Annotated in this window: 18 protein-coding genes and 4 tRNA genes; 11 read left to right on the top strand and 11 right to left on the bottom strand. The window is 72.3% G+C overall.

The features are described from left to right. Positions 1-181: 181 nt before the first annotated feature. The 6 genes from V5E28_RS40755 (at position 182) to V5E28_RS40730 (ending at position 3,678) form a co-directional block, all read left to right on the top strand. Positions 182-2,167 carry an N-acetylmuramoyl-L-alanine amidase gene (locus V5E28_RS40755; protein WP_336215166.1) on the top strand — a complete coding sequence of 662 codons (1,986 nt, stop codon included), beginning with the start codon at positions 182-184 and terminating at the stop codon, positions 2,165-2,167. A gap of 86 nt (positions 2,168-2,253) precedes the next feature. Next, positions 2,254-2,325 (top strand) — tRNA-Gly (locus tag V5E28_RS40750). A gap of 16 nt (positions 2,326-2,341) precedes the next feature. Next, positions 2,342-2,412, top strand: a tRNA-Cys gene (locus V5E28_RS40745). Positions 2,413-2,465: 53 nt separating this feature from the next. Further along, positions 2,466-2,537 (top strand) — tRNA-Gly (locus V5E28_RS40740). A 20-nt stretch (positions 2,538-2,557) separates the two neighbouring features. Continuing rightward, positions 2,558-2,632, top strand: a tRNA-Val gene (locus V5E28_RS40735). A gap of 251 nt (positions 2,633-2,883) precedes the next feature. Further along, complete coding sequence (locus V5E28_RS40730) at positions 2,884-3,678, top strand: mechanosensitive ion channel family protein (RefSeq protein WP_336215225.1); 795 nt, start codon at positions 2,884-2,886, stop codon at positions 3,676-3,678. A 116-nt stretch (positions 3,679-3,794) separates the two neighbouring features. On the opposite strand, the gene V5E28_RS40725 is transcribed toward V5E28_RS40730, so the two are convergent. The 6 genes from V5E28_RS40725 to pobA are packed head-to-tail and all read right to left on the bottom strand — an operon-like array spanning position 3,795 to position 8,969. Further along, complete coding sequence (locus tag V5E28_RS40725) at positions 3,795-4,106, bottom strand: DUF6401 family natural product biosynthesis protein (protein WP_336215165.1); 312 nt, start codon at positions 4,104-4,106, stop codon at positions 3,795-3,797. Between the two features lie 30 nt (positions 4,107-4,136). Next, positions 4,137-5,282, bottom strand: coding sequence for a bifunctional 3-oxoadipate enol-lactonase/4-carboxymuconolactone decarboxylase PcaDC (gene pcaDC, locus V5E28_RS40720; protein ID WP_336215163.1), 1,146 nt, complete (start codon positions 5,280-5,282; stop codon positions 4,137-4,139). A gap of 17 nt (positions 5,283-5,299) precedes the next feature. Next, a complete protein-coding gene (locus V5E28_RS40715; protein WP_336215161.1) occupies positions 5,300-6,610 on the bottom strand; it encodes a lyase family protein in 1,311 nt (436 codons plus the stop codon). Then, positions 6,600-7,100 (bottom strand): dioxygenase family protein, encoded by a 501-nt coding sequence (locus V5E28_RS40710; protein ID WP_336215159.1) that lies wholly within the window; start codon positions 7,098-7,100, stop codon positions 6,600-6,602. Before V5E28_RS40710 ends, V5E28_RS40715 begins: the two co-directional genes overlap by 11 nt. Beyond that, on the bottom strand, positions 7,097-7,765 hold the full coding sequence (pcaH, locus tag V5E28_RS40705; protein WP_336215158.1) for a protocatechuate 3,4-dioxygenase subunit beta: 669 nt from the start codon (positions 7,763-7,765) through the stop codon (positions 7,097-7,099). The genes V5E28_RS40710 and pcaH overlap by 4 nt, the downstream gene beginning before the upstream one ends. 46 nt (positions 7,766-7,811) lie before the next feature. Beyond that, complete coding sequence (gene pobA / locus V5E28_RS40700) at positions 7,812-8,969, bottom strand: 4-hydroxybenzoate 3-monooxygenase (RefSeq protein WP_336215156.1); 1,158 nt, start codon at positions 8,967-8,969, stop codon at positions 7,812-7,814. 79 nt (positions 8,970-9,048) lie between these two features. Between pobA and V5E28_RS40695 the strand changes: the two genes are divergently transcribed. After that, positions 9,049-9,804, top strand: coding sequence for an IclR family transcriptional regulator (locus tag V5E28_RS40695; RefSeq protein WP_336215154.1), 756 nt, complete (start codon positions 9,049-9,051; stop codon positions 9,802-9,804). A 13-nt stretch (positions 9,805-9,817) separates the two neighbouring features. Here V5E28_RS40695 and V5E28_RS40690 read toward each other — a convergent pair whose 3' ends face one another. Next, entirely contained in the window at positions 9,818-11,584 is a 1,767-nt protein-coding gene (locus tag V5E28_RS40690; RefSeq protein WP_336215152.1) for a thiamine pyrophosphate-dependent enzyme, read from the bottom strand. A gap of 73 nt (positions 11,585-11,657) precedes the next feature. Between V5E28_RS40690 and V5E28_RS40685 the strand changes: the two genes are divergently transcribed. From V5E28_RS40685 to V5E28_RS40675, 3 genes are all read left to right on the top strand, one after another. Continuing rightward, entirely contained in the window at positions 11,658-12,554 is an 897-nt protein-coding gene (locus V5E28_RS40685; RefSeq protein WP_336215151.1) for an SDR family oxidoreductase, read from the top strand. Positions 12,555-12,684: 130 nt separating this feature from the next. Next, entirely contained in the window at positions 12,685-13,260 is a 576-nt protein-coding gene (locus V5E28_RS40680) for a helix-turn-helix domain-containing protein (RefSeq protein ID WP_336215150.1), read from the top strand. Between the two features lie 26 nt (positions 13,261-13,286). After that, positions 13,287-14,705 carry an NAD(P)/FAD-dependent oxidoreductase gene (locus V5E28_RS40675; RefSeq protein ID WP_442945941.1) on the top strand — a complete coding sequence of 473 codons (1,419 nt, stop codon included), beginning with the start codon at positions 13,287-13,289 and terminating at the stop codon, positions 14,703-14,705. Between the two features lie 38 nt (positions 14,706-14,743). On the opposite strand, the gene V5E28_RS40670 is transcribed toward V5E28_RS40675, so the two are convergent. Then, entirely contained in the window at positions 14,744-15,412 is a 669-nt protein-coding gene (locus V5E28_RS40670; RefSeq protein ID WP_336215147.1) for a GntR family transcriptional regulator, read from the bottom strand. Continuing rightward, on the bottom strand, positions 15,409-16,524 hold the full coding sequence (locus V5E28_RS40665) for a CaiB/BaiF CoA transferase family protein (protein WP_336215146.1): 1,116 nt from the start codon (positions 16,522-16,524) through the stop codon (positions 15,409-15,411). The genes V5E28_RS40670 and V5E28_RS40665 overlap by 4 nt, the downstream gene beginning before the upstream one ends. Positions 16,525-16,666: 142 nt before the next feature. On the opposite strand from V5E28_RS40665, the gene V5E28_RS40660 reads away from it, so the two are divergent. Continuing rightward, the gene (locus tag V5E28_RS40660; RefSeq protein ID WP_336215145.1) at positions 16,667-17,827 is read left to right on the top strand and encodes an acyl-CoA dehydrogenase family protein; all 1,161 of its coding nucleotides are present in this window, start codon (positions 16,667-16,669) and stop codon (positions 17,825-17,827) included. Between the two features lie 280 nt (positions 17,828-18,107). On the opposite strand, the gene ligD is transcribed toward V5E28_RS40660, so the two are convergent. Together ligD and V5E28_RS40650 are read right to left on the bottom strand one after the other, a co-directional pair. Continuing rightward, positions 18,108-19,289, bottom strand: a complete 1,182-nt coding sequence (ligD, locus tag V5E28_RS40655; protein ID WP_336215143.1) for a non-homologous end-joining DNA ligase — start codon at positions 19,287-19,289, stop codon at positions 18,108-18,110. A gap of 50 nt (positions 19,290-19,339) precedes the next feature. Next, entirely contained in the window at positions 19,340-22,510 is a 3,171-nt protein-coding gene (locus tag V5E28_RS40650) for a BTAD domain-containing putative transcriptional regulator (RefSeq protein WP_336215141.1), read from the bottom strand. Positions 22,511-22,539 lie beyond the last annotated feature (29 nt).

Below are 22,539 nucleotides of genomic sequence, written 5' to 3'. Positions count from 1 at the left end.
TCGTCATCCCATGAGCCACAGCGGCATACCCCCGCCAAACTGGGTGAAGCACCACGAGAAGGTGTGAAGTTTGGCGTGGACTCGGCTGGTCTCATGTGTAACACCCGTCCCGTCTGACACGCCCCTTTCTGGGAATGGTTACGGTGAGTGTTCATCTGATGCCATTTACGTGGGGGTTGTCATGCTGCTGTGGGTCGCGCTCGCCGCCACCGCCGGCGTCCTGGCCGTACCTGGACAGCAGGCGGAGCGCCAGGGCGACTTCGCCGAGGCGGCCGGTGAGTACGGGGTGCCGGAGAGCGTGCTGCTCGGCGTCTCCTACCTGCAGTCGCGGTGGGACGCGCACGCCGGGGAGCCGAGCACGGCGGGCGGCTACGGGCCGATGCACCTCGTGGATCTCGCGGACCGGGCCGCGGAGGCGGAGAGCGGCCACGCGCACGGTGACGGCCGCGGCGACAGCGCACGGCCGATCCCGCGAGGCTCGGACGCTCACACCGCCGGCGAGGCGGCGCCCGTCGCCGGCGATGCTCCCGGGGACGCGACGGTGCGCGAGGCCGGGCGGCTGACGGGACTCGGTGCCGCGCGGTTGCGCACCGATCCGGCCGCGAACATCAGAGGCGGCGCCGCGTTGCTCGCCTCCTACCAGGAGCGGCCCAGCGCCGACCCGGCCCAGTGGTACGGCGCGATCGTCCGCTACGCGGGCTCGCGGGACTTCGCCGACGAGGTGCTGTCGGTGATGCGGGCCGGAGTCACGCGCCGCACGGACGACGGCTCCGTGGTGCGGCTGCCGGCCGATCCCAGCCTGCGCTCACCCGCCCCGCTGCGGATGGCGGCGGGCTCCGCCGAGTGCCCGGACTCGCTGGCCTGCGAGTGGATGCCCGCGGCGTACAAGCGGACCGGCAAGAAGGACTACGGCAACCACGACCGCCTGGACCGCGCCCGGCGGATCGACTACATCGTCATCCACGACGTCGAGGGGTCCTATCAGGGCATCCCGTCGCTGGTGAAGAACCCGAAGTATGTGAGCTGGCACTACACCATCCGCTCCAGCGACGGACATGTCGCCCAGCACGTGCAGAGCAAGGACATCGCCTGGCATGCGGGCAACTGGGATGTCAACAGCCGCTCGATCGGCATCGAGCACGAGGGCTACCTCGCCAAGGGCGGCACCTGGTACACCGAGGCGATGTACCGGGCCTCGGCCAAGCTCGTCCGCTATCTGGCGAACAAGCACAGCATCCCCCTCGACCGCGCGCACATCCTCGGCCACGACAACGTGCCCGGCACGAGCCCCGAGACCGTGCCGGGGATGCACGAGGACCCCGGCCCCTACTGGGACTGGGCCCACTACTTCGACCTGCTGGGCAAGCCGTTCGGGAAGGCCGACCAGCACGCCGCGCACAAGAAGGCCTGGCAGGACACCTTCGAGGACGACCTGTCGTTCGAGCACGCCTGGCAGAGGGAGCCGTTCGAGCACATCTTCCAGAACGCGTCGGCGGACGCCGAGTGGGACGCGTCCGCAGCGGAGGCGGGCCAGAGCGCGTCGGTCCTGATCCGGCCGTCCTACGACGAGCACCGGCCGCGCTTCACCGGCTGCACGACCGCCAAACCCGACCAGGCCTGCCCCTCGCACGGCGCCGCGGCGGTGTGGCTGCGCACCGAGCCGCGGCAGGGCGCCACGCTGATCGACGACATCGGCAAGCGCGTCGGCCAGCCGAGCACCTACAGCGTCTACGACCACAGCGCCCGCGCCTCGACCGGCCAGCGGTTCGCGGTCGCCGAGCGGCGCGGCGACTGGACGGCCATCTGGTATCTCGGCCAGAAGGCCTGGTTCCGCAACCCGCCCGCACGACCCACCGCCATCCCGGCCCGAGGTCCGCTCGTCACTCCGACCAAGCCGGTGGTCAAGGTGTACGGCCGGGCCTATCCCGAGAAATCCGCCTATCGCGGCACGGGGGCCGCCTACCAGCCCCACACCCCGCTCCCCTACACCATCCGCTCGGGCCAGTCCTACACTGTCGGCCTCACGCTGACCGGCACCTACCACTCCGCCAAGTCCTTCAAGCCGGCCAAGCACGTCACGGTCAAGGGCAGCCTGCGCTATCACCAGATCCAACTCGGCCACCGTGTCATGTTCGTCAGGGCCAAAGACGTACGCGTGATCAACTGATTTCGGCCTCACCGGCCATCAGTGCACACGTGCACTCCGTGGAGACGATATGGTTTTCCCGTGGCCGGCTCGGTGCCGGACCGCACGCGGAAGTGGCTCAGTGGTAGAGCATCACCTTGCCAAGGTGAGGGTCGCGGGTTCGAATCCCGTCTTCCGCTCGGAGTACACACTCCTGGTGGAGTGGCCGAGAGGCGAGGCAGCGGCCTGCAAAGCCGTCTACACGGGTTCAAATCCCGTCTCCACCTCGACGCAGGTCCGCGGACCCTTCGGGATCCGCTAAAGTAAAGAACAGCGCCATGCGGAAGTGGCTCAGTGGTAGAGCATCACCTTGCCAAGGTGAGGGTCGCGGGTTCGAATCCCGTCTTCCGCTCTGAGTTCACAACTCAATACGGACGATTAGCTCAGCGGGAGAGCGCTTCCCTGACACGGAAGAGGTCACTGGTTCAATCCCAGTATCGTCCACCACACAGAGCCCCAGACTTATGGCAGACGCCGGAAGTCTGGGGCTTTTCTGGTGTCCGGCGCCGGGTGCGACCGCTCCCCCTCGGGCGCCGTTCGGCCTCCAAGCCGAGGGACCGCGAGTGTCCGAGATCTGGCCTTTACGTCGATCGTCCAGAAAATGCAAAATGTGCCCCATTGATTACGCTCTGTGCATGAGAGGGCTTCTGAGCGGGTAGCGCGTTGGCATTGGCTCCTCGGAGGAGGAAACTGTGGACATCAACATAGGCCAAGGCATTACAGATGCCTGGCGACAGATCGCGACATTCGTCCCGAAACTGATCGCGTTCCTGGTCGTGCTCATCATCGGCTGGATCGTGGCCAAGGTGCTGGCGAAGATCGTCGACAAGATTCTCGAACGGGTCGGCTTCGACCGGGCGGTGGAGCGCAGCGGCGTGCAGCGGTGGCTGCAGCGCAGCCAGTACGACGCCAGCAGCCTGATCGGCAAGATCGTCTACTATGCGATCCTGCTGATCACCCTGCAGATCGCCTTCAGCGTGTTCGGGCCGAACCCGATCTCGGCGCTGCTGACCAGCGTGGTGGCATGGCTGCCGAAGGCCGTGGTCGCCATCGTCATCATCGTGGTGACCGGGCTCGTGGCCAGGGCCGTCAGGGACATCCTCGCCGGCGCGCTGGGCGGGCTGTCCTACGGCCGCATGCTGGCAACCGCCGCCGCGGTGTTCATCTGGGCACTCGGCATCATCGCGGCGCTCAACCAGATCGGCGTGGCCACCACGGTCACGACCCCGGTGCTGATCACGGTGCTCGCCACGCTGGGCGCCATCGTCGCGATCGGCGTCGGAGGCGGTCTGGTACGGCCGATGCAGCAGCGCTGGGATCGGTGGCTGGGCCGGATCGAGCAGGAGGCGCCGCAGGCCAGAGCACATGCCGAGGCCTACCAGCGGGGACGCAGCGACGCCCAGCAGATGGCGCAGCCGTCGTCCGTCCACACGGGTGGTGCGACCCGTTCGGACATGCCGGAGGGCCCCGCCCGGCCGGCCGGACCGGCCTGACCGGATCGGGCCGGCCGGAACGGACCGGCCGGAACGGACCGGCCGGAACGGCGGGATCCCGAGGGAGCCACGGGCTCCGTGTGGCCGCGCCCGCGGCCGCACGGAGCCGCGGGCGGTCAGGCGGGGAGTTCCCCGCCCAGGAAGCCCAGCTCGCGGGCGAGCCAGCAGGCCGCCGTCAGGCGCAGGGCGGCGGTGTCGAGTTCGCCGACGAACACCCAGTCCCGCTCGCGCAGCTCGTCGAGGAATCCGAGCACGTAGTCGCCCAGGGTCTCGGAGTCGAGCGGGATGGTGTCCCTCAGCACCGCTGCATGCTGGTCCACCGCGGCGACGAGGCCAGGGTCGGTGGTCATCCTGGCGAGCTGAACGTGGCCGAGCGTGTCCATCACCCAGCTCAGCGGCGAATTCGCCCATCCATCCTGAAAGCGCACCTTTAAACCCTAAAACATGAAAAAACCCCTTTACTCCTCCCGGTCGATGTCCGCGAGCGTGCGCTGGGCCACGGCGAAGGCGGCATTGGCCGCCGGAACCCCGCAGTAGACGGCGCTCTGCAGCAGCACCTCCTTGATCTCCTCCTGGGTGAGGCCGTTGCGTAAAGCCGCTCGCACGTGCATGGCGAGCTCGTCGAGGTGTCCCCCCGCGACCAGCGCGGTGAGGGTGACGCAGCTGCGGGTACGCCGGTCCAGGCCGGGGCGGTTCCAGATCCCGTCCCAGGCGTAGCGGGTGATGAAGTCCTGGAAGTCCCGGGTGAAGTCGGACGTGGCGGCGTTGGCGCGATCGACGTGGGCGTCACCGAGGACCTCCCGCCTGGTCCGCATCCCGGCCTCCCGGCCGGCGCCCGCCGGCTCCTCCGCCCCGGCCCGCGGTACGGCGGCCGGGCCGCCAGCGAGGTGGCGCAGGATCGCGGGCGTCACCACGTCGGCGCGCTCCACGCTCGCCAGGTGGGAGCCGCCCGGGACCGAGGCGAGCAGCGCGCCCGGGATGCCGGTGGCCAGGGTGATCGCGTGCTCGACGGGGGTGGCGGGGTCGTCGGCTCCGGCCACGACCAGGGTGGGAGCGGTGATCTCGGGCAGGCGCGGCCGCAGGTCGAAGGCGGCCAGTGCCTCGCAGCAGGCCGCGTACGACCTGGCGTCCACCTGTCCCAGCATGTCGAGGACCCAGCGACCGTCGTAGCCCTCGGTGAACCAGCGGGCCGCGAGCGTCGGGGCGAGCGCTGACACCCCCTTGCCCCGCACCAGCGCCGCCCGTCCCAGCCACGGTCCCGGCTCGCCGAAGCGGGCCGACGTACAGCACAGGACGAGGCTGCGTACCCGCTCCGGTGCCTTGATCGCCGCCGTGGCGGCGATCGCGCCGCCGACCGAGATCCCGCCGATCGCGAAGGACGGCTCGTCCACGAGGTCCAGCACGGCCTGCGCGAGGTCGTCGATCGTGAACTCCTCGCCCGGCGGCGAATCACCGTGGCCGGGAAGGTCGTACCTGAGCACCCGCCACGAGCCGGTCAGCGCCGGCAACTGGGGGCGCCAGACGTCCAGGGTGGTGCCCAGCGACGGGCCGAGCACGAGCAGCGGCCCGTCCGAGGGGCCGTCGAGGCGGTGATGCAGCTTCACGTGCGTACTCCGAGGGGTCACGATCGCTCCCGATATGCGGCGAGGACGCGGTCGACCAGCTCCGGGGCGGCGCCCAGATAACCGGCCGGATCCAGCAGCTCCGGCGGGCCGCCGAGCGGGCCTTCCTGGTCCAGCGCGGCGCGCAGCTCGTCGCGGTCGAGGTGGGCGGCGAGCCGTTCGGAGACGATGCGGCCGCCGCTGAGCTCGGCGTTGGCGCGCATCCTGTCGGGGAAGACCCGCAAGCCGGCGACCAGCTCCACGGCCGTCTCCGCCGCGCCTCCGGTCAGCCTGAGGCACTCGCGCAACGGCGACCACTCCGCCTGCCAGGCGCCCGCCGCCCGTTCGTGCCCGCCTTCGCGCCCGAGCACCTGGGCGTACGTGGGCACCTGGAGGGACGCCGAGCGGATCAGCACGGACAGGGCGGGGTTGCGCTTGTGCGGCATGGTCGAGGAGCCGCCCTGCGAGGACTCGGCGACCTCGCCGACCTCGGTCTGGGCCATGAGGATCACGTCGGTCGCCGCTTTGCCGAGCGCGCTCGCCGTCCCCGACAGCGCGGCCCCGAGCTCGCCGACCACCGACCGCTCCGCGTGCCACGGCACCAGCGGCGTTCTCAGGCCGAGCTCCTCGGCATACGTCTCCACGAGCGAGAGCGCCCGCGCCTGCGGATCGTGCGCGGCCTCTTGGCGGGCGGCTTCGACCAGGGCGGCGAGGGTGCCGGCCGCGCCGCCGAGCTGGGCGGGCAGGCGTAGGACGCGCAGCCGGTCCCGGGCGTGCAGCAGCCCGGCCAGCCAGCCCGCGGCCTTGAGCCCGAAGGTCGTCGGCACCGCGTGCTGGCCGAGGGTGCGGGCGGCCATCACGGTGGCGCGGTGCCGCTGGGCGAGGTCGGCCAGGAGCCGCATGACGGATTCCAGATCCGCCGTGATCGCGGCGATCGCCCGGGTGGCGACCAGCATGGCGGCGGTGTCCAGGATGTCCTGGCTGGTGGCTCCCCGGTGGACCAGGCGGGCCGCGTTCTTGCCGCCGGCCCCGGTCACGGCCTCGCGGAGGTCGGAGACCAGGGGCGCGACGGGGCCCGCCGACTGGCGGGCGCGCCGGGCGAGGTCGGCGGCGTCCACCGTGAGCGCCGCCGCCGTGCCGTCGATCAGGGCCGCCGCCTCGCCGGGGATCAGGCCGGCGCGCGCCTGGGCGCGGGCGAGGGCGGCCTCCGCGTCCAGCATGGCCCGTACCCAGGCCCTGTCCGAGGTGAGCGCCTCCACCCGGGTGCCCGCCCGAACGGGGGCCAGCAGCCCGCCGTCCGAGCCGGTCGGCGGTGGTGGGTCAGAAGTCAAGGAACACCGTCTCCCCCTCGCCTTGGAGCCGCACGTCGAACCGGTAGGCGCTGCCCTCGCCGGTGGCGATCAGGGTGGCGCGGCGGGCGGGGTCGAGGCTGTCCAGGAACGGGTCGGGGCGATCCGCCAGGTAGACGCGGGTGAGCACGGAGCGGAGCAGGCCGCGGGCGAAGATCTGCATCGACACGTACGGTCCCTCCGGCCGGGTCGTACGGAAGCGGTAGGAGCCGTCAGGGGCGGTGGCGCAGCGCCCGAAACCGGACAGGCCGCCCTCGCCGCGGCGCAGGGCGCCCCGGTCGCCGGTCCGGCCGAGCCAGATCTCCAGGAGCGCGTCCGGGACCGGGTCGCCCGCGCCGTCCCGCACGAGGCCCGACAGCGTGATCGCGTCGGGGTGGGTGTCGTCGACCAGCTCCCAGTCCTTCGGGTACGGCAGGGCGTGGGAGTAGAAGGGGCCGACCGTCTGCGAGGGGGTGGCGGCGTGCGTCGTCATGAGGGCTCCACGGGGGTCCGGCCGAGCACGATGTCGAAGGTGTAGCCGAGCGCCCACTCGGGCTCGGTGACGTCGTGGTCGTAGGAGGAGATCAGGCGGCGCCTGGACGGGTCGTCGGGGATCGACTGGTAGATCGGGTCCAGGGCCATCAGCGGGTCGCCGGGGAAGTACATCTGAGTGATGAGCCGCTGCGCGAACGCCCGGCCGAAGACCGAGAAGTGCAGGTGGGCGGGGCGCCAGGCGTTGGCGTGGTTGCGCCACGGGTAGGCGCCCGGCTTGATGGTGACGAAGCGGTAGCGGCCGTCCTGGTCGGTGAGGCAGCGGCCACCGCCGGTGAAGTTGGGGTCGAGCGGGGCGGGGTGCTGGTCGCCGGCGTGGGCGTAACGACCGGCGGCGTTGGCCTGCCACAGCTCGACCAGCGTGTCCCGCACCGGCCGGCCGTCGGAGTCGAGCACGCGCCCGGTCACGATGATGCGCTCGCCGATCGGCTCGCCAGGATGCTGCCTGGTCAGGTCGGCGTCGAGCGAGCCGACCTCCTGGTGACCGAAGACGGGGCTGGTCAGCTCGATCGCGTCCGGGTCGGCCTTGAACGCGACCGGCGGCTGGGAGGGGGCTCGCAGGATGGTGCTGCCGTAGCCGGGGCTCAGATAAGGCGGATGGGTCATGGCGCTCCTTCGCGGGTGATTTCACGACGTGCATTCACAGCGGACCTCACCAGGGAAGCCCCACGTAGTTCTCCGCCAGGGTGGTCGCGGCCGCCTCGGAGGAGGTGACGTAGTCCAGGTAGGACAGCTGCAGCCGCCGCCCGTAGTCGTCGTCGGAGTCGAAGGTGTGCAGCAGCGTGGTCATCCACCAGGAGAAGTGCTGCGCCCGCCACACCCGTTTCAGGCACGCCGCCGAGTAGCCGTCGAGCGGCCCGGTCGAGCCGTCGCGGAAGAACGTGGCCAGCGCCTCGGTCAGCACCCGGACGTCGGCCACGGCCAGATTCAGGCCCTTGGCGCCGGTGGGCGGCACGATGTGCGCGGCGTCGCCCGCCAGGTAGAGCCTGCCGTACTGCATCGGCTCGGCGACGAAGCCGCGCATCGGCGTGACGCCCTTCTCGATGATCTCGCCGGTGGTCAGGGTGAATCCGGGCACGCTCTCCAGCCGGGCCTTCAGCTCGGTCCAGATGCGCTCGTCCGGCCACTCCTCCACCGTGGCGTCGGGCGGAACCTGCAGGTAGAAGCGGCTGATCGTGGGCGAGCGCATGCTGTGCAGGGCGAAGCCGCGCTCGGTCCTGGTGTAGATCAGCTCCTCCGACGACGGCGCCACCTCGGCCAGGATGCCGAGCCAGGCGAACGGGTAGTCGCGCTCGAAGGTCTTCAGCACGCCCGGCGGGATGGACGGCCTCGACACGCCGTGGAAGCCGTCGCAGCCGGCGATCACGTCGCAGTCGAGCCGCTCGCCGCCGAAGGTGAGATACGGCCTGTCCTCCAGCGAGTGCACCGCCACGTCCTCGACCTCGAAGCGGACGTCGCCGCCCGCCTCCAGCCTGGCGGCGATGAGGTCCTTGACCACCTCCTGCTGGCCGTACACGGTGATGGCCCGGCCGGGCACGAGCTTTTCGAACGCGATGCGGTGGCCCTCGCCGCCGTATCTGAGCTCGATGCCGTGGTGGGGCAGCCCCTCCCTCAGCAGGCGGTCGCCGACGCCCGCCTCGATCAGTGTGTCGACCGTTCCCTGCTCCAGCACCCCGGCTCGCACCCGCCGCTCGACGTAGTCGCGGCTGCGTTTCTCCAGCACCACCGATGAGATGCCCCGCAGGTGGAGCAGGTGGGAGAGGAGCAGGCCCGCGGGGCCGGCCCCGATGATCCCTACCTGTGTCCGCATGATGGAAGCATCGTGCCTGGACGGTGGATAAGCCGAGAGGACACTTCCACTGAGCGGAAGAAAGTTGCACGATGGCTTCATGTCAGGCGGATCGCGGGAGCCGGGTCGTACGGTCACCTCCAAGGTGCTCGCCATTCTGGGCGCGTTCGACGCGGCGCACCCGCAGCTCTCCCTGACCGAGCTGGCCGCCCGCAGCGGGGTGCCGCTCACGACGGCGCACCGGCTGGTCGGGGAGCTGGTGCGGTGGCAGGCGCTGAGCCGCACCTCCGACGGGCGGCTGCGGATCGGGCTGCGGCTGTGGGAGCTCGGCCAGCTCGCGCCCGGGCGGCTGTACGACGTGGCGCATCCGTGGCTGCAGGAGCTGTTCGGCGGCACCGGCGAGAACGTGCACCTGGCCGTCCGCGACGGCCTGGAGGTGCTGTACGTGGACAAGGTGCACGGCAGGCGGGCGGTGCCGATCGTGTCCAGGACCGGGATGCGGCTGCCCATGCACCCGACGGGGGTGGGCAAGGCGCTGCTGGCGTACGAGCCGGACTGGTTCGTGCAGGCCTATCTGGAGCGCAAGCTGGAGCGGCCGACCGCGCACACGATCACCGAGCCGGGCCGGCTGGCGCGCGAGCTGGTCGCGGTCCGGGCGCAGGGCTACGCGCTGACGTTCGAGGAGATGACGCTGGGCTCGTGCTCGGCGGCGGCTCCCGTGCTGGTGGAGGGGCGGGCCATCGCGGCGCTGGGCATCGTGCTGTCGTCCAGGCGGTCCAGGGAGCTGCCCCGCCTGGTGGAGCCGCTGCGCGGCGCTGCGGCCGGGATCGCCCGCGCCTGGTCGCAGGCGGCCTAGCATCAGGCTGGCCCTAGTCGCCCAGCCGCTGGATGCGGTCCTTCCACAGGGTGGTGGCGATGGCGGCCTTGTGCGGCTGGCCCTTGAGGAAGGCCTGGGCGAAGTTCTTGGCCTGCTCGTAGGAGACCTTGCCGGGCATGGGCGGCTCGTTCGGGTTGACGTCCACGTCGACCAGGGCCGGGCCGTCGTGGGCGAGCGCCTGCGCCACCGCGGCGACGAGGTCGCCCGCCTTGGTGACCTTGACGCCGAAGCCGCCGCACGCTCTGGCCCAGGTGGAGAAGTCGGCCTCCGGCTCGGGGAAGCGGACGCCGTGCTCGGGGTAGCCGAGGACCATCTGCTCCCAGAGGATCTGGCCGAGGGAGTTGTTGTTGTTGATGACGACCTTGACCGGCAGGCGGTGCTGGGCGGCGGTGAGGAACTCGGCCATGAGCATGGCGAAGCCGCCGTCGCCCACGTAGGCGATGACCTGCCGCCCGGGACGGGCGTGCTGCATGGCGATCGCGTACGGCAGACCGGGCGCCATCGTCGCCAGGGTGCCGGACAGGTAGAACTCGCGGCGGTCCCGGATCGTCCAGTGCCGGGCCGCCCAGGTGGCGATGGTGCCGCTGTCGCAGGTCAGGATGGCGTCGTCGGCGGCCAGCTCGTCGAGGACCGACACGGCGTACTGCGGGGCGATGGGGTCGCGGTCGGCGTTCTCCAGGGCGTCCATGTCGGCGCGCCACTCCGCCATCTTCTTCTGATATTTCGCCAGATGGGAGTTGCCGTTCCGGCGGGAGAGCAGCGGCAGCAGCTCGCGCAGCCCCTCCTTGGCGTCACACACCACCGGCACGTCCGTCGCGATCCTGGTGCCCGCCCTGGCCGGATCCGCCTCGAACTGCACCACCCGCACCCGGCCGGGCTCCGGCAGGAACTTGGTGTAGGGGAAGTTGGTCCCGACCATGAAGAGCACGTCGGCCTCGTCCATCAGCTCCTCGCTGGGCCGGGTGCCGAGCAGGCCGATGCCGCCCGTCGTGTAGGGCGAGTCGTCCGGGATGACCGCCTTTCCGGGCAGCGTCTTGACCACGGGAGCGCCCAGCGCCTCGGCCACGGCCAGCACCTCGTCCCTGGCGTGCAGCGCTCCTGCGCCGACGAGCATGGCGGGGCGTTCGGCCGCGTTGAGCACCTCGGCGGCCCACTCCAGGTCCTCCTGGCGCGGCAGCCCGGACGGGCTGAGGTAGACGGGCGCGGTCTGCGGGGGCCGGACGGGGCCGACGCTCTTGTACGGCTCCGCGTCGGCGTCGGCGACCTGCACGTCGTTGGGGATCGTGAGATGGGCGACCCCGCGCCGGGCGTAGGCGGTCCTGATCGCCACGTCCACCAGCGACGGGAGCTGCGCCGGATTGGTGATCATCATGTTGTACTCGGCGACGTCCTCGAACAACCTGTCGAGGTGGACCTCCTGCTGGTAGGCGGTGCCGAGCACGGACGTCTCCTGCATGCCGGTGACGGCCAGCACGGGCGCGTGGTCGAGCTTGGCGTCGTAGAGCCCGTTGAGCAGATGGATGCCCCCGGGACCCGAGGTCGCGAGGCAGACTCCGATCTTGCCGGTGGCCTTGGCGTAGCCGGTGGCCATGAAGGCGGCGGCCTCCTCGTGGTGCACGAGGACGAAGCGCACGCGGTCGCGGTGGCGGCGCAGGCCCTCCATGATGCCGTTGATGCCGTCACCGGGCATGCCGAAGACGGTGTCGACGTCCCAGGCGGCCAGCCGCTCTATCAGTGATTCCGCTGCGATTCGCGCCATGTGGGGCGACCTACCCTGACGACGCAGAGGCAGACACCGGACATTTCCGGCACATGGCGGGTAGGTATCGGTCATGCGCATTCTGGTGACGGGAGCGAGCGGCACACTCGGCAGGGCGGCGGTGCCCGCCCTGGTCAGGGCGGGCCATCAGGTCCGGGCGCTCAGCCGCCGCGAGCGCGACGGGCAGGACGCCACCTGGGTGCGGGGCGACCTCGCCTCGGGCGACGGCGTCAAGCAGGCGGTCCGCGGCTGCGAGGCGCTCGTGCACCTGGCCACCCATGGCCGCAAGGGGCCGGGCGCGGAGCGCGTCGACGTGGCCGGCGCCCGGACCCTCGTCTCCGCCGCTCGCGAGGCGGGCGTGGCACACCTGCTGTACGTGACGGTGGTCGGCGCCGACCGCGCGCCCTCCGGACTGCTGCGGTGCAAGTTCGAGGCCGAGCGGGTGGTCAGGGAGAGCGGCCTCGGCTACACCGTGCTCCGCGCCACCCACTTCCACCAGTGGCTGGACAAGCTGCTGCGCGAATACGCCGCCTCGCCCGTGCTGCCGGTGGACCGCTCGGTGCCCTGGCAGCCGGTCCACACCGGCGAGGTCGCCACCCACCTGACCGGCCTGCTGGCCGGGGGCCCGCGGCAGCAGGCGGTCGAGTTCGGCGGGCCGCAGGTGCTGCGCACCGACGAGCTGGTCGACGTCTGGCTGGAGGGCCGCCACCTGCGCCGGCTGTGCCTGTCCGTGCGCTACCCGGGCAGGCTGCTCGCCGCGCAGCGGGCGGGCGCGCTCATCACCGAGGCCACGCCCCGGGGCCGGATCTCCTGGCACGACTACCTCTACCCGCCGCCGCCCGTGCCGTCCGACGACTTCGCCTCCGAGCACACGGCATCGCCGACCAGCCCGGCCAACCAGCCGGAGGGCGACCCCGACCGGCACGTCTACGGCGGCGACGAGGGCTACCAGCGGCAGACCCGCCGCTAGCCGGGCCGTCATGAACCTCGGAGACCGGCCCTTTGCGCATTCGTTACGCGAGGCCCGCTTGCCGGTCTTCTTCGTCCGTCTGTACGGTCCGACTTAACAAGCTGTACAGTGCAGCCGATCAAGGGGTTCGATGACCGAGTCGGAGACCACACGTCTGGGTGCGCGCATCAAGGCGTACCGGAACCTGCGTCAGATGACCGTGCGCGGCCTGGCCGGCGAGGCGAAGGCCAGCCCGAGCTTCATCAGCCAGCTGGAGCGCGGCCGGACCAGCGCGAGCATCGGGATGCTGCGGCGGATCGCCGGAGCGCTCGGGCTCACCGTCGCCGACCTGTTCAACGACGAGGAGGAGGCGGGGCACCGGGTCGTGCGCCGTGCGGAACGGCCGGAGCTGCATCCGGCTCCCGGAACCCGTAAATACCTCATCTCCCAGCGTCCCCTCCAGAACCTGGAGGTGTACGCGGGCGAGTTCGACCCGGGAGCGTCCACCGGGGCCGAGCCGTACACCCACGGCGACTCGCAGGAGATCCTTCTCGTGCTCCGCGGTCAGGTGACCGTCCTGCTCGGGCCGGCGGAAACGGCGCCCTCGCGTGTGCTGGAGCCCGGCGACAGTGTCGAGTACCGCACGTCCGTCCCGCACCGCGTGGTCAACGAGGGTGACGAGGTCGCCGAGATCCTCTGGGTGATCAGCCCGCCCACCCCCGCATGACCAGGCTGCTGAAAGGGAGACAGAAAGTGGCCAGAGGCATCCCGCTGACCGAGGACTTCGCCAACGGCGGCGTGTCCTACTGGTACCGGCAGATCGGCATGCCGGAGCGCCGCGCAGCGCTGCCCGGGGACCGCGAGTACGACGTAGCCGTCGTCGGCGGCGGCTACACGGGCCTGTGGACCGCCTACTACCTGAAGAAGGAGCAGCCAGACCTGCGCGTGGCGATCCTGGAGAAGGAGTTCGCCGGGTTCGGCGCGTCCGGGCGCAACGGCGGCTGGCTGTCGGCCGAGTTCGCCGGCTCGCGCGAGCGGCACGCCAAGGCGCGGGGCCGCCAGGCCATGATCGACCTGCAGCACGCGATGTTCAGCTCCGTCGACGAGGTGATCGGCGTGGCCCGCGAGGAGGGCATCGACGCCGACATCCACAAGGGCGGGCTCGTCCACGTCGCCACCAATCCCGCCCAGCGCGCCCGCCTGCGCGCGGACCTCGCGGACCTGCGCACCTGGGGGTACGGCGAGGCCGACATGCGGCTGCTGGACCGCGACGAGCAGCGCGAACGGCTGAGCGTCGCGGGCACGATCGAGGCCGCCTACTCGCCGCACTGCGCTCGCATCCAGCCGGCCAAGCTGGCCGTCGGCCTGGCCCGCACCGTCGCCGCGCTCGGCGTGGACATCTTCGAGGACACCGCGGTCACCGAGATCCGCCCCCGTGACGGCGGCAAGGCGTCCGCCGTCACCGCCCGCGGCACGGTCTCGGCCGACTACGTCATCCGCGCCACCGAGGGGTTCACGGCCGGCCTCGCGGGCCAGCACCGGCAGTGGCTGCCGATGAACAGCTCGATGATCGTCACCGAGCCGCTGCCGGGCGAGGTGTGGAAGCACATCGGCTGGGCGGGCAACGAACTGCTCGGCGACCAGGCGCACGCCTACATCTACGCCCAGCGCACCGCCGACGACCGCATCGCGATCGGCGGGCGCGGCGTCCCCTACCGGTACGGGTCCCGTACCGACGACCGGGGCGCCACCCAGCCGCAGACGGTGGCGCTGCTGTGGCGGATGCTGGTCAAGTTGTTCCCCGCGGCGGCGGACGCGCGTGTCCACCATTCCTGGTGCGGGGTGCTCGGCGTGCCGCGCGACTGGTGCTCCACCGTGCACCTCGACCACGCGAGCGGCCTCGGCTGGGCCGGCGGCTACGTGGGCAGCGGCGTCACCACCACCAACCTGGCCGGGCGCACCCTGCGCGACCTGGTGCTGCGCCGCGACACCGAGCTGACGGCGCTGCCGTGGGTGGGGCGCCAGGTCAGGCAGTGGGAGCCGGAGCCGCTGCGGTGGGCGGGGGTGCAGCTCATCTACGCCCTCTTCAGGGCCGCCGACCGGCAGGAGAACGACCGCGGCACCACCACCTCGCCCTACGCCCGCCTCGCCGACCTCATCTCCGGCCGCTGAAAAGACGCTGCAAGACGCTGAACGGGCGCTGAGCGGCGTCAGCCGCCGGGGGTGAGCAGCGCCTCCAGGGCGCCGACGGCCGCGGACCGGTGCTCGTCCAGCACCCGGACCACCGCTTCGGCGTCCCGGCGGCGCAGCAGGTCGAGCATGGCGTGGTGCTCGGCGATGACCCGCTCCCTGTTGGGGTCGTCGCCGTAGTACATGGAACGGTAGGCGTCGGTGGAGTCCCACAGTGTCCTGATGAGCCTGACCAGCCGCGGCAGGCCGGCGCATTCGAAGACGGTCATGTGGAACCGGCGGTTGGCCTCGGTCATCGCCGGCACGTCGCCCGCCTCGGCGGCCCGCTCGACGTCGGCCTGCGCCTTCTCCGCGGCCTCCAGGACCTCGGGGGTCAGGAGCGCGACGGCGCGCCTGACCGCCTCGGCTTCCAGGATCCGTCTGATGAGGTAGACCTCGCGAAGATCGTCCAGTGAGAGCTGGACGACGGAGTAGCCGCGGTGCGGGCGGTAGCCGACCAGCCCCTCGCCCTCCAGGGTCTTCAGCGCCTCGCGCAGCGGGACCCTGCTGACGTCCAGCTCCTCGGCCAGGGCCTCCTGCCTGATCGGCTCGCCGGGCCGCAGGCGGCCGGTGGTGATGGCCCTCCTGAGCTCTGCCAGGACGAACTGCTGGGCCGTCGGCGGCCTCCGGTGTCCCTCTACCGAGGTCATTGCCCCAATATCTCACGGACCCACTGGTCGTCCTGCCCGAGCGCCGGTGGTGGGAGCCGGTACGCCGGCGGTGTCGCGCCCAGGGTGATGGGGTTGGCCACCTGATCTCCGGCGAGCGGCTCCAGGCCCAGTTCCTCGGCGAAGGCGAAGGCCGCGGCCAGATCGTTGATCGGCCCGCACGGCACCCCGGCGGCGGTGAGCGCGGCGAACCACTCGGCGGCGGTGCGGGTGGCGAGCGTGCCGTCCAGCTCGGCGACGAGCTCCTCCCGGTGGGCGACCCGGCCCGCGTTCGCGCCGAACCTGGGGTCCTGCGCCAGGTCGGCGCGGCCCAGCGCCTCGCACAGGGCGCCGAACTGGCCGTCGTTGCCCGCCGCGATGACGATCGGCCGGTCGGCGGCCTGGAACACCTCGTAGGGGACGATGCTGGGATGCCGGTTGCCCATGGCCCCTGGCACCACGCCGGCGGCGGCATAGCCGGAGGCCTGGTTGGTCAGCGCCGAGAGCAGCGACGACAGCAGCGACACCGACACCCGCTGGCCCCGCCCGGTGCTGTCGCGGTGCCGGAGGGCGGCCAGCACGCCGAGTGCGGCGTGCAGCCCGGTGATCACGTCGACGAGGGCCACGCCCGTCTTGGTGCCCGTCCCTCCCGGCTCGCCGGTGACGCTCATCAGCCCGCCCACCGCCTGCGCGATCAGGTCGTAGCCGGGCAGCTCGGCGCCCTTGCCGGTGCCGAAGCCGGTCACCGAGCAGTAGACCAGTCCCGGGTTCTGCGCGCTCAGCTCGTCGTAGCCGAGGCCGAGCCGGTCCATCGTGCCCGGCTTGAAGTTCTCCACCAGGACGTCGGCGCGGGCGGCCAGCGCCCTGGCGACCTCAAGGTCCGCGCCTTCGCGCAGGTCGAGGGCGATCGAGCGCTTGTTCCTGTTGACGGCCAGGTAATAGGTTGCCTGCCCGCCCGCGTGCGGCGGCCCCCAGGAGCGGGTGTCGTCGCCGGTGCCCGGCCGCTCCACCTTGACGACGTCGGCGCCGAGGTCGGCCAGCAGCATGGTGGCGTAGGGCCCGGCCAGCACCCGGCTGAAGTCGGCGACCAGCAGCCCCGACAGCGCGCCGCTCATGCCGGGGCGCCGAAGTACTCCGCCGCCCCGGACCCCTCGGTCCGGCGGCCGTCCGCCAGGTTCAAGATCTGCTTGGTCAATTCATCCCTCACTGTGTCATATTGAACATTGAATATTGGATCCAAAAGTACCAGGAGGTCTCGTGCACCCCTCGACCCTGTTCGCCCTGGACGGTCTGCTCACCGACGAGGAGCGCGCCATCCGCCAGGCCGTCCGCCAGGTCTGCGACCGCGAGATCCGGCCGCATGTGGCCGGCTGGTTCGAATCCGGCGAGCTGCCCGCCCGCGATCTGGCGCGCGCGCTCGGCTCGGTCGGCGTGCTCGGCATGCACCTGGACGGCTACGGCTGCGCCGGCCTGGGCGCGGTCGCGTACGGCCTGGCCTGCCTGGAGCTGGAGGCGGCCGACTCCGGGCTGCGCAGCCTGGTCTCGGTGCAGGGCTCGCTGGCCATGTACGCGATCTGGAAGTACGGCAGCGAGGAGCAGAAGCAGGAGTGGCTGCCCCCGATGGCGGCGGGCGAGCGCATCGGCTGCTTCGGCCTGACCGAGCCCGACTTCGGCTCCGACCCTGCGGGCATGCGCACGACGGCCAAGCGAGACGGCTCCGACTGGGTGCTGAACGGCACCAAGATGTGGATCACCAACGGCTCGGTGGCGGACGTCGCGGTCCTCTGGGCCCGCACCGAGGACGGCATCCGCGGCTTCCTGGTGCCCGCGGGCACGCCCGGCTTCTCCGCCCACGACCTCAAGCGGAAGGTCTCGCTGCGCGCCAGCGTGACGAGCGAGCTGGTCTGCGACGACGTCCGGCTCCCGGCCGATGCGCTGCTTCCCGGCGCCCGCGGCCTGTCCGGACCGCTCGGCTGCCTGAACGAGGCCAGGTTCGGCATCGTGTTCGGGGCGATGGGCGCCGCGCTGGACTGCCTGGAGACGACCCTCGCCTACGCCGCCGACCGGGAGATCTTCGCCAGGCCGCTCGCCTCCTACCAGCTCACCCAGGAGAAACTCGCCGACATGGCGCTGGAGCTGGGCAAGGGGATGCTGCTCGCGATCCACCTCGGGCGGCTGAAGGAGGCGGGCACGCTCACCCCCGAGCAGGTGAGCGCCGGCAAGCTGAACAATGTGCGCGAAGCCCTCGACATCGCCAGGAAGTGCCGCACGCTGCTCGGCGCGAGCGGCATCACCCTGGAGTATCCGGTGATCAGGCATGCGGTCAACCTGGAGTCCGTGCTCACCTACGAGGGCACGTCGGAGATCCACACGCTGGTCGTGGGCCGGGCCCTGACCGGCGTCGGCGCCTTCCACTGACAACCGTTCGCCCGGCGCTGAGATGATGCGTCGATGCGGTTGTGGACAGTGCAGCATCGAGCGGTTCTCCAGGCGCTGGAGGACACGGGCGAGGTGCTCGGAGACTGGGCCAGGGTGATGAGCCCCTCCTACCGTCCCGCCTACGAGGAGATGGTGGCGGAGATGGCACGGCGCGGCATCGACTGCGCGGGCCGGCCGCCGCTGTGGGCGTGGGCCGGGCCGGACACGCGCGACGACCAGGTCGCGCTGACGGCGGAACTGCTCCTGTGCCCGCAGACCTCTAGGTCCACGGGTCGTAGTCGACCTCCAACGGCTCCTGGGGCGGGCGCTCCGCCTCGGGCACGTGCTGGAGGTTGACCCGGATCCGATACCACACGCTGCTGCGCCCCCGCATGCCGTCCACCAGCACATCGGCGGGCTCCAGCTTGGCGGCGACGTCCGGGTGGCGGGCCTTCCAGCGCTCGAAGCCCGCCATCGCCTCGTCCTTGTGCTGAGCCTTGGCGATCTCGATGACGGGCTTGGTCTGCTGCCTGCGGCCGCTGCCCTTGGGCGGCTTGGGCGCCGGGCCGAGCTTCTCGGCCAGCTCCAGCAGGCCGTCGAGGGAGCCGGGGTGCAGGTCCATGTCCTCCCACGGGTCGCCGATCTCGGCCAGCCGCCGGGGCACGGTGTCGAGGGTGAACGTCTCCGGGCGGCAGCCCGGCACCTCGTCCCAGGTGAGCGGCGTGGACACGCGGGCGTCGGGGACGGCGCGCACCGAGTAGGCGGAGGCGACGGTGCGGTCGTAGGCGTTCTGGTTGAAGTCGACGAAGACGCCGTGGCGCTCCTCCTTCCACCACCGGCTGGTGGCCAGGTCGGGGGCGCGCCGCTCCACCTCGCGCGCCACCGTCTCGGCGGCCTTGCGCACCTGGGCGAACGACCAGCTCCTGTCGATCCTGGCGTAGACGTGGAACCCCCGCGAACCCGACGTCTTCGGCCAGGCGGTCAGCCCGTGGTCGGCCAGCACCTCCCGGGCGACCTGCGCGGTGCGCAGCACGTCAGCCCACGCCACGCCCGGCACCGGGTCGAGGTCGATGCGCAGCTCGTCGGGCTTGGCGAGGTCGTCGGCCCGCACCGGATGCGGGTTGAGGTCGACGCAGCCGAGGTTGACCACCCAGACGAGCTGCGCCAGATCGGTGCAGACGACCTCCTGCGCGCCGAGCCCCGAGCGGTAACGCAGCTCGGCCACCTCGATCCAGTCGGGCCGCTTGGCCGGGGCCCGCTTCTGGAAGAACGGCTCCTCCTCGATGCCGTGCACGAACCGCTTGAGCACCATCGGGCGGCCGTGCACGCCGCGCAGCGCGGCCTCGCCGACCGCCTGGTAGTAGCGGATGAGGTCGAGCTTGGTGTGACCGCTGGACGGGAAGACCACCTTGTCGGGGCTGGTGATGCGCACTTCGCGCCCGGCGACCTCGATGTCAGGCATGAGGTCACGATACGCGGCGGCCCCGACATTCCCCTGCGGCGCCGGGCAGCCTACGACCGGGAGCTCGCCGACTCCCACTGGTCGCGGCTGCGGGCCTCCCAGTACGGCAGGCCCAGGCGGTGGTGGGCGTCGATCGCCGCCCGCGCGTGCGCCTGGGCCTCCTCCGTAAGGCCGAGCCGCAGGGCGAGCTGTGCCAGCACGTCCCTGACCGAGCCCCAGGCGACGCTGCCCGACCCCATGACGATGAGCTGGTCGGCGATCGGCAGCAGCCGGGCGTACAGGTCCGCCGGGTCGGGGTCGCCGAGCCGGGCGGCGACGAGTCCCCAGACGGGCCACAGAAAGTCCGCGGACCAGTCCTCGCGCAGGTCGGCGCCCCATCTGGCGAGCAGGTCGCGGGCCAGGCGGTCCTGGCCGGCCTCCAGCGCGGCCAGGACGGCGATGGGGCGAACGGGAGTCAGCGTCGGGTACTCGGCCGCCTCGGCGAGCTCGTCGACGATCTCGGCCACCCTGCCCTGCCCGCGCCTGCAGGTGTAGAGGGCCGTCAGGCGGCGGGCGTCCAGGCCCCACAGGCTCGCGCCGTACCTGATGCTGGGGAAGCGGTCGAGCAGCGACTCGGCCTGCGTCCAGCGCGCGTGCAGGGTGTGCCCGGCGGTCTCGGCCACCCTGACCATGGCCTCCAGCTCCGGGCGGCTCATCTCGCGCAGGAGCCCCTCGCAGCGGGCCAGCTCCCGCTCCCACTCGGCCACCTCTCCGGCGCGCAGGAGGCAGGACATGCGGAAGATCCCGGCGATCAGGCGGGGCTCCCTGCGCAGGCAGGCGATGTCCAGCATCTCCTCGGCCGCGCGCAGCCGCTGCGGGTTGCGGCCCGGGACGAACGCGGCGAGCAGGTAGTTGTTCAGCGTCCTGGCGAGCAGGGCCGGATCGTCCAGGGCGCGGGCGAGCTCCACCGCCTCGGTGGCCAGGCGCTCCCCCTCGGCTCGGCGCGGGCCGTAGTGGAGCTCGACGCCCAGCGTGCCGAGCAGCGTGGCCCTGTCGTGGTCGCGCAGCGGCCCGGAGAGCAGCTCTTCCAGGACGTCCACCATCTCCTCGTCCACGACCCCGTACGGCCGCCAGTTCCACACCGACTGGGCGCCGAACGCCGAGACGGCCGCCACCAGCGCCCGCCGGTCGCCGAGCCGGTGGGCCTGGGCGACGGCCTCGCTCAGGTCGCGGAGCGCGCCACCGGCGTCTCCGACGGCGCGGCGGGCCTGGCCGAGCTCGGTCAGGGTGCGGCAGCGGGCGGGCGAGTCGCCGGGCGGCAGGTGCGCGAGCGCCAGCTCCCACAGCTCGGCGGCTTCCTGGTAGCCGTGCCTGGCGGCGGCCTGGCGGGCCGCCTCGCTCGCATGCTCGACGGCTCTGGCCGGGCCGCCCAGCGGGGCGGCGGCGGCGAAGTGGCCCGCGAGCAGGGCGGGGTCGGCGCCGGGGACCGTCTCCAGGTGCTCTCCCGCCCGCAGGTGCAGCCGGGCGCGGGCCAGGCGGCTGAGCCCGGTGTCGAGCGCCTGGCGTACCAGGTCGTGGGAGAAGCGGTAACCGGCCGCCTCGGTGATCAGCCCGGCGGCCAGGGCGGGTTCCAGCAGGGACATGACGTCCTCGACCGGCCGCTCGGCGAGCGCGGACAGCAGGTCCAGGTCCACCTCGCGGCCCGCCACGGCCGCGGCCCTCAGCAGGTCCTGGGTGGGGGCGGGGAGCCTGGCCAGACGGCGGTCGATGACGTCGCGGGCGCCCGGCGGGACCAGATCGCGCTCGCCCTCCGGCAGGCGCAGCAGCTCGGTGAGGTAGAACGGGTTGCCCGCCGAGCGGTCCAGCAGCGCCACCGGGTCGGCCCGCACCTGGCGCAGGCGCAGGTAGTGCCGCACGTCCTCGGCGTCGAACGGCGCCAGCGGCATCCGCAGGCTCTCCCTGGCCAGCGCGCCGAGGGTGTCGCGGAGCTGGTCAGGGTGCTCGCCCGGCTCGGGCCTGAGGGTGGCGACGGCCAGCGTCGAGGTGCGGGCCAGCTCGCCGGCGACGTGGCCGAGCAGCTTCAGCGAGGAGGCGTCGGCCCAGTGCAGGTCCTCCAGCACCAGCAGGTTCGGCCCGGCGCGCAGGTGCGCGATCACGTCGTCGTACAGGTCGAACAGCTCGTCGTGCGCCCGCGCGGAGATCACGCCCGCCTGCCTCCACGGCCAGAACGCCGGCGCCGCGCCCCCGTCCAGGCAACGCCCCCACGCCACCCTGAACCCGCGGGCGGCGGCCAGCTCGGCGGCGGCCCTGGCCAGGCTGGTCTTCCCGATCCCGGCCTCGCCGGTGACCACGATCAGCCCGCCCCGGCCCACGCGCGCCTCGGCCAGCCGCGCCTCGACGGTCCGCAGTTCCTCGTCCCGCCCGACCAGCCGCTCGCTGCCGGCCGCGACGGCCGCGGCGGTGTCCGGTGGGGCTGGGCGGGCCTCCAGGTCGGGGGCCTGGTCGAAGACCGCCTGCTCCAGGCGCTTCAGCTCGGGGCCCGGCTCGATGCCGAGCTCGTCCGCGAGGAGGGAGCGCACGCGGCGCAGGGCGGCCAGCGCCTCGGCCTGCCTGCCGGCCCGGTACAGGCCGAGCACCAGCATGCCCCAGGCCCGCTCCCGGTAGGGGTTGGCCTCGACCAGCGCCTCCAGATCGGGCACCCCGGCCTCCCCCAGCTCCAGCCGGGCCGCCAGCCGGTCTTCCAGCGCGCCCAGGCGCAGCTCGGCCAGCCGGGCGGCCTCGGCGCGGGCGAAGTCCAGGGTGGGGAACTCCGCCAGCGGATCGCCCCGCCACAGCTCCAGCGCCCGGTCGAGCACCGCCGCGGCCTCGGCGGGCCGGCCCGACCGTGCCAGGCGGCGGCCATCGGCGGCCCAGGCGGCGAACCGGCCCACGTCCGTCTGGCCGGGCGTGATGTCGAGCAGGTAGCCGGGCTCGCGGGTGAGGAGCAGCGCGGGCGGCGTGCGCGGCCTGCGGTCCGGCTCCAGCACCCGCCGCAGATGCGAGACGTACGCCTGCAGCGTCGCCGTCGCCTTGGCCGGGGCCTCCCCCGCCCACAGCTCCTCGACGAGCCGGTCGAGCGCGACCGCGCGGCCGGGGCGCAGGGCCAGCATGGCGAGCACGGCCCGCTGCTTGCGGGTGCCGAGGTCGAGCCTGCCGCCGTCGGCGCCGTAGACCTCAAGAGGGCCGAACAGTCGTACGTCCACGAACCCCAAGTCAACCCCAAGCCCCCCGC

The organism is Nonomuraea sp. LPB2021202275-12-8 (assembly GCF_037044575.1).
GTDB lineage: Bacteria > Actinomycetota > Actinomycetes > Streptosporangiales > Streptosporangiaceae > Nonomuraea.
The sequence above is the reverse complement of the archived record's forward strand: the minus strand, read 5'-3'. Positions and strand labels throughout refer to the sequence as shown.

Excerpts from the sequence above, each read along its gene's own strand:
- V5E28_RS40755 (WP_336215166.1), top strand. The coding sequence starts at position 182 with ATGCTGCTGTGGGTCGCGCTCGCCGCCACCGCCGGCGTCCTGGCCGTA.
- V5E28_RS40710 (WP_336215159.1), bottom strand. The coding sequence starts at position 7,100 with ATGACGACGCACGCCGCCACCCCCTCGCAGACGGTCGGCCCCTTCTAC.
- pcaH (WP_336215158.1), bottom strand. The coding sequence starts at position 7,765 with ATGACCCATCCGCCTTATCTGAGCCCCGGCTACGGCAGCACCATCCTG.
- pobA (WP_336215156.1), bottom strand. The coding sequence starts at position 8,969 with ATGCGGACACAGGTAGGGATCATCGGGGCCGGCCCCGCGGGCCTGCTC.
- V5E28_RS40695 (WP_336215154.1), top strand. The coding sequence starts at position 9,049 with ATGTCAGGCGGATCGCGGGAGCCGGGTCGTACGGTCACCTCCAAGGTG.
- V5E28_RS40690 (WP_336215152.1), bottom strand. The coding sequence starts at position 11,584 with ATGGCGCGAATCGCAGCGGAATCACTGATAGAGCGGCTGGCCGCCTGG.
- V5E28_RS40685 (WP_336215151.1), top strand. The coding sequence starts at position 11,658 with ATGCGCATTCTGGTGACGGGAGCGAGCGGCACACTCGGCAGGGCGGCG.
- V5E28_RS40680 (WP_336215150.1), top strand. The coding sequence starts at position 12,685 with ATGACCGAGTCGGAGACCACACGTCTGGGTGCGCGCATCAAGGCGTAC.
- V5E28_RS40670 (WP_336215147.1), bottom strand. The coding sequence starts at position 15,412 with ATGACCTCGGTAGAGGGACACCGGAGGCCGCCGACGGCCCAGCAGTTC.
- V5E28_RS40665 (WP_336215146.1), bottom strand. The coding sequence starts at position 16,524 with ATGAGCGGCGCGCTGTCGGGGCTGCTGGTCGCCGACTTCAGCCGGGTG.
- ligD (WP_336215143.1), bottom strand. The coding sequence starts at position 19,289 with ATGCCTGACATCGAGGTCGCCGGGCGCGAAGTGCGCATCACCAGCCCC.